Here is a 7502-nt window from a genome sequence, read left to right as displayed (position 1 = left end):
GGTGCAGGCTGACTACCGCTACGCCAGCCGCATGGAAGCCGTCAAGCTCTTCCGCTACGATGAACGAGTGCCACAGAAGGTCTGGAACTTTCGTCTCATCTGGCATCTGGGAAATCTGCAGTTGCATGCTGCCGTCAACAATGCGCTTGACTACTACTACACGCAGATCGAGCGCACCATGGGGGAGATTCGCAACTTTGCGGTGGGCCTCAGCGGTGAGTTCTGAGAACCGCGGTCAGCGGAATCGTGGAGGATGACCATGGGCAGAGGAATGCCCCGCTCCTTTTCGCCCACGGACGTCATTGACACGCACGTGCACATTGCCGGACCAGCGGGGGAGAACGAGGAGATGTACTACGTCTCCGAGGAGTTCAAGAAATCCGCCTCCTTCGAAGGGGTGAAGCTGGTGACCAAGCTGAGCGAAGAGCGCATCACTGGGCCGCGTTATGTGAGTGTGCTCTTCAGCCAGGTGCGCGAGTCGCGGCACGTGGACAAGGCAGTGCTGTTGGCGCTGGACGCGGTCTATGGCGAAGATGGCCAGCTGCGGCGCGAAGCGACCCACCTCTACGTTGCCAACGACTACTGCGCTGGTCTGGCGCGCATCTATCCGGTGTTTCTTTTCGGCTGTTCGGTGCATCCCTACGCGCCGGATGCGCTGGAGCGCCTGTGGGACTGCGCCCGAGACGGAGCAGTCCTGTGCAAGTGGTTGCCCTCCGCCCAGTGCATTGACCCGACGCACCCGTTGGCGGTGCGCTTCTATCGCGCCTTGGCGTTGCTGGGCTTGCCGCTTCTCATGCATGTGGGCCCTGAGGAGACCATCCCCACGGTGCTGGACACTACAGATGAACTCCTTTTCAACGCCGCCGCCGGGCGCTAGGGTTCACGTCCCGGCGATGGGATTTCGCTCGCCTTGGAGAACGGGGCCACCGTCATTGTGGCGCACGCAGCCACGCCACTGGGCCCGCTCTTCGACCGGCATAACGAGTACTGGGAGCAGGTGTTTGACCTTCTCCTTCAGCGCGTGGCGCAAGTGGCCGCCACTGTGCCGCTCTACGCAGATATGTCGGCTTTCTGCCTCCCGGGCAGATTCGAGTACGTCGCCAAGGTGCTGCCTTTGGCCAAGAGGATGCCGCATCGCTTTCTCTACGGCAGCGACTATCCCATACCCGTGATCTCCTTCCGCAAGAAGGGGCTCGGCGCGCTGCTGGATGCCTTCGGCTGGTTGGCAGGCCGCGCCCTACCGGTGAATGACTTTGACAAGAACTTTGAGCTTTTGCGCGTGCGATTCCCCATTGAGACTTTCACCTCGGCCGCCAGAGTGCTACGTCCGCCTGACCGGCCGTTGCCCGAGTTGGATGCCTACTTGCGCCGATTGGGCGTCAAGAAGCGGAAGTTTTTCTTCTTCGGCTGATGAGGTGCCCGGCAGGTGGGAGCCCTGTTCCGACTAACCACGCGGAGGAGTCAAGGCGATCTCGTGCGGGTTCTTGCAGCGAACCAGATGGAGCGAAGTGAGCCCCTACGCAGGACAGTTACCGCCTGAGCACCTCGGGAGATGAGAGATGCAAGAGGACGCAAGCCGCTACGACAGGATGAACTACCGCCGGTGTGGCAGGAGTGGGCTCAAGTTGCCGGCTGTTTCGCTGGGTCTGTGGCACAATTTCGGCGGTGTAGACGACTTTTCCACCGCTCGGGCCATCATCTTGCGCGCATTCGACTTGGGCATCACCCACTTCGACTTGGCCAACAACTACGGTCCCCCGCCGGGGAGTGCCGAAGAGAATTTCGGCAAGATCCTCCACCAGGACCTTGCCGGTCATCGCGACGAGTTGGTCATCTCCACCAAGGCAGGCTACCTCATGTGGCCGGGCCCGTACGGCGAGTGGGGTTCGCGCAAGTACCTGCTGGCCAGCCTTGACCAGAGCCTCAGGCGGCTGCGGCTGGACTATGTGGACATCTTCTACAGCCACCGTTTCGATCCCGACACGCCGCTTGAGGAGACCATGGGCGCACTGGCGCACGCCGTGCACCAGGGGAAGGCCTTGTATGTGGGCATTTCCAACTATGGTGTTGAGCAGACGCGCCAGGCCGCAGCAATCCTGGAGCAGCTGGGTGTGCGCTGTCTGATTCACCAGCCCAAGTACAACATGCTCGACCGCCGGGCCGAAGATGGCCTGCTGGCTACCCTCGAAGAGCTTGGCATCGGGTGCATCGCCTTTTCGCCTCTGGCGCAGGGGGTGCTCAGCGATCGCTACTTGCAAGGAATTCCGCCTGATGCGCGGGCTGCCAAGCCGCATGGTTTCCTGCGACCAGCGCAGCTGACGGAGGAGACGCTGGCCAAGGTGCGCCGCCTCAATGAGATCGCCAAACGTCGCGGCCAGAGTTTGGCGCAGATGGCCATCGCCTGGGTATTGCGGCACCCGCACATGACCTCGGCCCTCGTCGGGGCGAGCCGGGTTGCGCAGCTTGAGGCCAATGTCCAGGCGCTGGGCAACCTAGAATTTTCTCCGGAGGAGCTCGAGAGCATAGACGGCGTGTTGGGACCTGAAGCGTGACTGGGGTGCCGATTGCCCAATCCGGGGCGGAGACGCGAAGGCGCTTCCTCCCAGGATGAGCCGGATCTTTGTACCCCAGGGCATGCCGAGCTCGGGAGAATGCCGGAGATCTCGGGTACCTTGTGCCCAGCATGAAACGGGAGGCGTAGCGCGATGGCAAGCGAAGCAGAAGAAGGCAGCAAGCAGGAGTGGGAGCGCTACGGCAAAGGCAGAGCCATTCTGCCAAAGCCGCGCTGGTCCAACATTGCGGAGTATACTTCCGCTGCCTATGACCGTCAGGTCCAGCAAATGCTGGACGATAATCTGCTGCCCGGGCAGATGGTGGTCGACCTCGGCTGTGGTGAAGGCCGGTGGGTGGAGCATCTGTTGCGGCGAGGTGTCCGTTGCGTGGGGGCCGATCTGCTCGTTTCCAATGCGAGAGTGACGTGCGCCAGGACAAGGCTTGCCTCAGGGCGGGCGCTGGCAGTAGTGGCCGATGCGGCCCATCTTCCTTTCAAGCCTCACCGTTTCGACGCCTTTATCTCCTTCGGCCTGCTCGAGCATTTTCGGAACCACGTACCTGTGCTGGAAGGCTGGACCAGGCTTCTGCGGGAAGGTGGGAGGGCGATCATCTCCGTGCCCAACGCTTGCCGCAAGGATTGGATCGTCTATGAAGCGTTACACCAGCTTGTCCTCCACCGGAAGCTGGTCCGTTTCTACCCCACGGTGCGAGGCCTGGTTTCCCGTTCCTACGGATACGAAGAGCGCTGGACGCCTGCCTATTTTCGCCAGCTGTGCAGGCTGGTGGGCTTCACGGAGGTGAAGATCCACGGACTGTTTCTCCTGCTGCCTTTGCTCTTCCATCCTCTTGGAGACCGGATTCCCCCTGCCCTTTTCCGGCGGATAGCTCCCACGCGGCGCTCTGCACAGTGGGGCCTGTACCTCTTTGCGGTGGCAAGGCGGTAGGTGTCGGCCGTCTCGGGGCATCTGTTCTCGGCCTGCGCTCTTTTTCATCCGCCACGCTCGAGCGACCACGCACCGGGGCCCTCAAGGTCAAATGGAGCGCGAGTGCAGGAACGTCCCTCCGAGTATGCATCAGTGGTGTCTGCGACTTCGGGGGCCGACTTGCGCATCCCAGGTAGCTATTTCGCAACCGAGGCTCTGCTCGGGTCGTTTACTGCCAGAACCCCTCCAGCCGCCTGCGTGGCGACAAGCTCTGGCCCCTGCCGATATTCTTCTTGACTTTTTCTCATGAAATTCGTACAATGCGTTCACGATGGCAGCATCCTTCTCCCACGAGCCAACGAGCCGAGCCGACCGTCTCGGTTGCGCGGGAAGAGCCCACCCGAAAGGTGCCCCGCCAAGGGCCCCGCGAAGGCGCGAACTGGCTGCCGCAGGCGGTTGGTCGGAGACGAGGCATGACCGACATAATCTTGTCGATCGACGGAAGAAACTCGCCTCGGTTGGTTATTTGGTGACCGTGGCCTTCTGCCTCTTGTCGGCTGTCGTTAGCTGTAGCCGGCCTTCTGTGCTGAGAGGCAGGACTATCTGCATTGACCCCGGACACGGCGGCACGGCTGCTGTGGACTCCTACCGCGTGGGTCCCACAGGAGAACGGGAGGAGTGGATTGACCTGCGCGTTGCCTTGATCCTGCGGCAGTTGCTGGAGGCACGCGGCTCCAAGGTGCTCATGACCCGCACCGAGGATGTGGATGTGCCGCTGGCTGAGCGAGCCCGCCTGGCAGTTGCAGGGAAGGCAGATGTGTTCCTGTCCATCCACCACAACGCCACTGCAGACACCGGGGTGAACTTTCCCGTGGTCTACTTCCATGGGAGCGCTTCCGAAAACCAGGCCAGCGTGATGCTGGGGCGTCATCTGCTCTGTGCCCTGGCGCGCGCCCTCCATCGCCCGGAAACGCCGCTTAGCCTGGTGTCTGATCACACGATTTTCCCCACGGCTGGAACCGCGGTTCTGCGCCACAGCTACGGCATTCCGGGAGTCATTGTCGAGGCGTCGTTTTTCACCAATCCAGAGGAGGAGCACCGCCTGAGGCAGCCTGCGTACAATCGCCGTGAAGCGGAGGCGTATGTGGAGGGGCTGGAGGCCTTCTTCCGGGAGCCCATGCCAGCTATTCTGGCAAAGGGCACGAGGGTGCAGGTGGATACCTTTCGCGTGCTCCAAGAGGCGGAGCGCATGAGTCCGGTGGCTCGTCTCTGGCGAGAGGATTTCCTGGAAGCTGAGCGTCTGATGGAGCAGGGCGACCCGGATGCACTGCGCCGCGCCTATGAACTCTTCACGCGCTCGGCCCGTTCGTTCCCGGATTCGTATCTGGCGGGTGATTGTCATCGGCAACGGGCGCGGCTCTTGCGCCTCCTCGGAAGGGCGGAGGAAGCAGCCAGGGCGCAACTACGGGCGGAGGAGTACTACGTGGCGGTCGATTGTGCAAAAGACCCAATTCACGGGGAAGAATCGCGCTCGTTTGGTAAGCGGAATTGAACCAAGAAACGTTACGACGGAGGAGACTATGAGACGAGCAACGATCGTTGTGTTCATCGCCATTGTCGCGTGCTCTCTGTATGCTCAGGAGGAGGCGCGCTTGCTTCGCTTTCCTGCCATCTATGGCGACCAGCTGGTCTTCACTTACGCCGGTGACCTGTACACTGTGGCCGCCACTGGCGGCGTGGCGCGGAAGCTCACCAGCCACGAAGGGTACGAGATGTTCGCCCGCTTCTCCCCGGACGGCAAGTGGATCGCTTTCACCGGGCAGTACGACGGCAACACCGAAGTCTATCTCATGCCCTCACAAGGGGGCGTGCCGAAGCGGTTGACGATTACCGCCACCTTAGGACGCGACGACGTGTCCGATCGCATGGGGCCGAACAACATCGTCATGGGGTGGAAACACAACGGGCAGCAGATCGTCTTCCGCTCGCGCATGAAGTCGTTCAACTCCTTTATCGGCGAACTCTTTCTGGTGAGTGTGGACGGTACCCTGCCAGAGCAGCTCCCCCTGCCGCGCGGCGGATTCTGCTCCTTCTCGCCCGACGACCGCAAATTGGCGTACAACCGTGTGTTCCGCGAGTTTCGCACCTGGAAACGCTACCGCGGCGGCATGGCCGATGACATCTGGATTTATGACTTCGCCACGAAAAAGACCGAGAACCTCACCAACCACCCTGCACAGGACATTATTCCCATGTGGAGCGGGGAGCGCATCTATTTTCTGTCCGACCGCGACCCGTACGAACGGATGAACCTCTACGTAGTCGACCTGAACACCCGGGAGACGCGCCAGCTGACCTTCTTTACCGATTTCGACATCAAGTTCCCCTCGCTGGGCAGCGACGCCATTGTGTTCGAACAGGGCGGTTACATCTACCGTTTCGACCTGGCCACGGAGAAGGCCGAAAAGGTGCCCATCATCATCGCCGATGACCTGCCCACGGGGCGGCCGGCAATCATAGACGTCAGCAAGAACATCACCAACTATGAGATCGCCCCGGATGGTAAACGCGCGCTTTTTGGCGCACGGGGCGAGGTGTTCACCGTGCCGGCGGAACGCGGCCCTACGCGCAACTTGACAAACTCCTCGGGTGTCCACGAGCGCAGCGCCAAGTGGTCGCCCGACGGCCGCTGGGTGGCGTACATCTCCGACGCCAGCGGTGAAGACGAAATCTACTTAGTCGCGCAGGACGGCAGTGGCTCACCCAAGCAGGTGACCTCCAGGGAAGGCACCTACAAGTACGAAATCCTCTGGTCGCCGGACAGCCGCAAGATTATGTGGAGCGACCGGCTGCAAAGGCTCCGCTATGTGGACATCGAGAGCAAGGTGATCAAAGACGTCGCGCAGGCCACGGCCTTCGAAATCCGCGATTACTGCTGGTCTCCTGATAGCAGGTGGATCGCTTACTCGCGCCCGGAAGAGGAGGGAATGCCGAAGGTCTATCTCTACGCGCTGGACAATGGGCAGACCTTCGAGGTGACCGATGGCTGGTATGCCTCCCGGCAGCCGGCCTTCAGCGAAGACGGCAAGTACCTGTTCTTCGTGTCCGACCGCGACTTCAACCCCATCTACAGCCAGACTGAGTGGAATCATGCCTATCGCGATATGGCGCGCATCTACCTCGTCACCCTGGCCAAGGACGTGAAGTCGCCCTTCGAGCCTAAGAGCGACGAGGTAGCAGTGGCCGCCGAGCCGGAAGCACCCAAGAAAGAGGAACCGGCCAAGAAAGCGGCTAAGGAGGAAAAACCCAAGGAGGAGAAGCCTAAGGAGGAAAAGAAGCTCATCGTGCGCGTGGACCCAGAGGGGCTCAAGGACCGCATTGTCGGGCTGCCGATCAAAGCCGCCGCCTACCGCGACCTCACCTCCGTGGGCTCCACGCTCTATTACATCCGCCAGGGCAGCAGCGACGAGAAGCCAGTCCTCTTGCTGTACGACTTTGACAAGCAGAAGGAGACCGAGCTGGGCCAGGTGGATGGCTATGAGATCTCTGCCGACAAGAAGAAGATGCTCGTGAGCCAGCAGCAGTCCTACGCCATCATCGACCTGCCCAAAGGGAAGATCGAGGTCAAGGACAAGCTCAATCTCTCTGGTCTGCAGGTGACCCTGAATCGCAAAGAGGAGTGGGCGCAGGTCTACGACGAGTGCTGGCGACAGATGCGGGAATTCTTCTACGTGCCGAACATGCACGGCGTGGACTGGAAGGCGGTGCACGACAAGTACCGGCCGTTGGTGGACCACGTGAACCATGGCGCCGACCTCGCCTACCTGGTTGGCGAAATGATCGGCGAGCTCAGCTGCGGGCACACCTACATCACCGGCGGCGATATGCCCAAGCCCAAACGCATCCGGACAGGACTGCTCGGGGCACAGTTGGTCAAACACCCGTCCGGCTACTTCCAGATCAAGAAGATTCTGCGCGGCCAGAACTGGGACAAGTCGCTCCGTTCGCCCCTCACGGAGATCGGCG

7 protein-coding genes are annotated in these 7502 nt (G+C 61.3%); all 7 read left to right on the top strand.

Annotation, left to right across the window (positions count from 1 at the left end; translation table 11 throughout):
* Positions 1–226: hypothetical protein (locus H5U38_15230; GenBank protein MBC7188377.1), on the top strand; the 226-nt coding region annotated here is incomplete at its 5' end.
* A gap of 33 nt (positions 227–259) precedes the next feature.
* Positions 260–877, top strand: a complete 618-nt coding sequence (locus tag H5U38_15225; GenBank protein ID MBC7188376.1) for a hypothetical protein — start codon at positions 260–262, stop codon at positions 875–877.
* A 33-nt stretch (positions 878–910) separates the two neighbouring features.
* On the top strand, positions 911–1411 hold the full coding sequence (locus tag H5U38_15220) for a hypothetical protein (protein MBC7188375.1): 501 nt from the start codon (positions 911–913) through the stop codon (positions 1409–1411).
* A 148-nt stretch (positions 1412–1559) separates the two neighbouring features.
* Entirely contained in the window at positions 1560–2552 is a 993-nt protein-coding gene (gene mgrA, locus H5U38_15215) for an L-glyceraldehyde 3-phosphate reductase (GenBank protein ID MBC7188374.1), read from the top strand.
* Positions 2553–2705: 153 nt separating this feature from the next.
* Positions 2706–3497 carry a class I SAM-dependent methyltransferase gene (locus tag H5U38_15210; protein MBC7188373.1) on the top strand — a complete coding sequence of 264 codons (792 nt, stop codon included), beginning with the start codon at positions 2706–2708 and terminating at the stop codon, positions 3495–3497.
* 310 nt (positions 3498–3807) lie between these two features.
* Positions 3808–5028: an N-acetylmuramoyl-L-alanine amidase gene (locus H5U38_15205; GenBank protein ID MBC7188372.1), complete on the top strand. Its 1221-nt coding sequence runs from the start codon at positions 3808–3810 to the stop codon at positions 5026–5028.
* Between the two features lie 28 nt (positions 5029–5056).
* Positions 5057–7502: PD40 domain-containing protein (locus H5U38_15200; protein MBC7188371.1), on the top strand; the 2446-nt coding region annotated here is incomplete at its 3' end.

It is taken from the genome of Calditrichota bacterium (assembly GCA_014359355.1).
GTDB lineage: Bacteria > Zhuqueibacterota > Zhuqueibacteria > JANLFK01 > Oleimicrobiaceae > Oleimicrobium.
Note: the sequence above shows the minus strand (reverse complement) of the source record. Positions and strands in the feature narration are given on the sequence as shown.

What these genes read in the sequence shown, in the direction of transcription:
- mgrA (MBC7188374.1), top strand. Translation starts at nt 1,560, where the DNA reads ATGCAAGAGGACGCAAGCCGCTACGACAGGATGAACTACCGCCGGTGT.
- H5U38_15205 (MBC7188372.1), top strand. Translation starts at nt 3,808, where the DNA reads ATGGCAGCATCCTTCTCCCACGAGCCAACGAGCCGAGCCGACCGTCTC.
- H5U38_15210 (MBC7188373.1), top strand. Translation starts at nt 2,706, where the DNA reads ATGGCAAGCGAAGCAGAAGAAGGCAGCAAGCAGGAGTGGGAGCGCTAC.
- H5U38_15225 (MBC7188376.1), top strand. Translation starts at nt 260, where the DNA reads ATGGGCAGAGGAATGCCCCGCTCCTTTTCGCCCACGGACGTCATTGAC.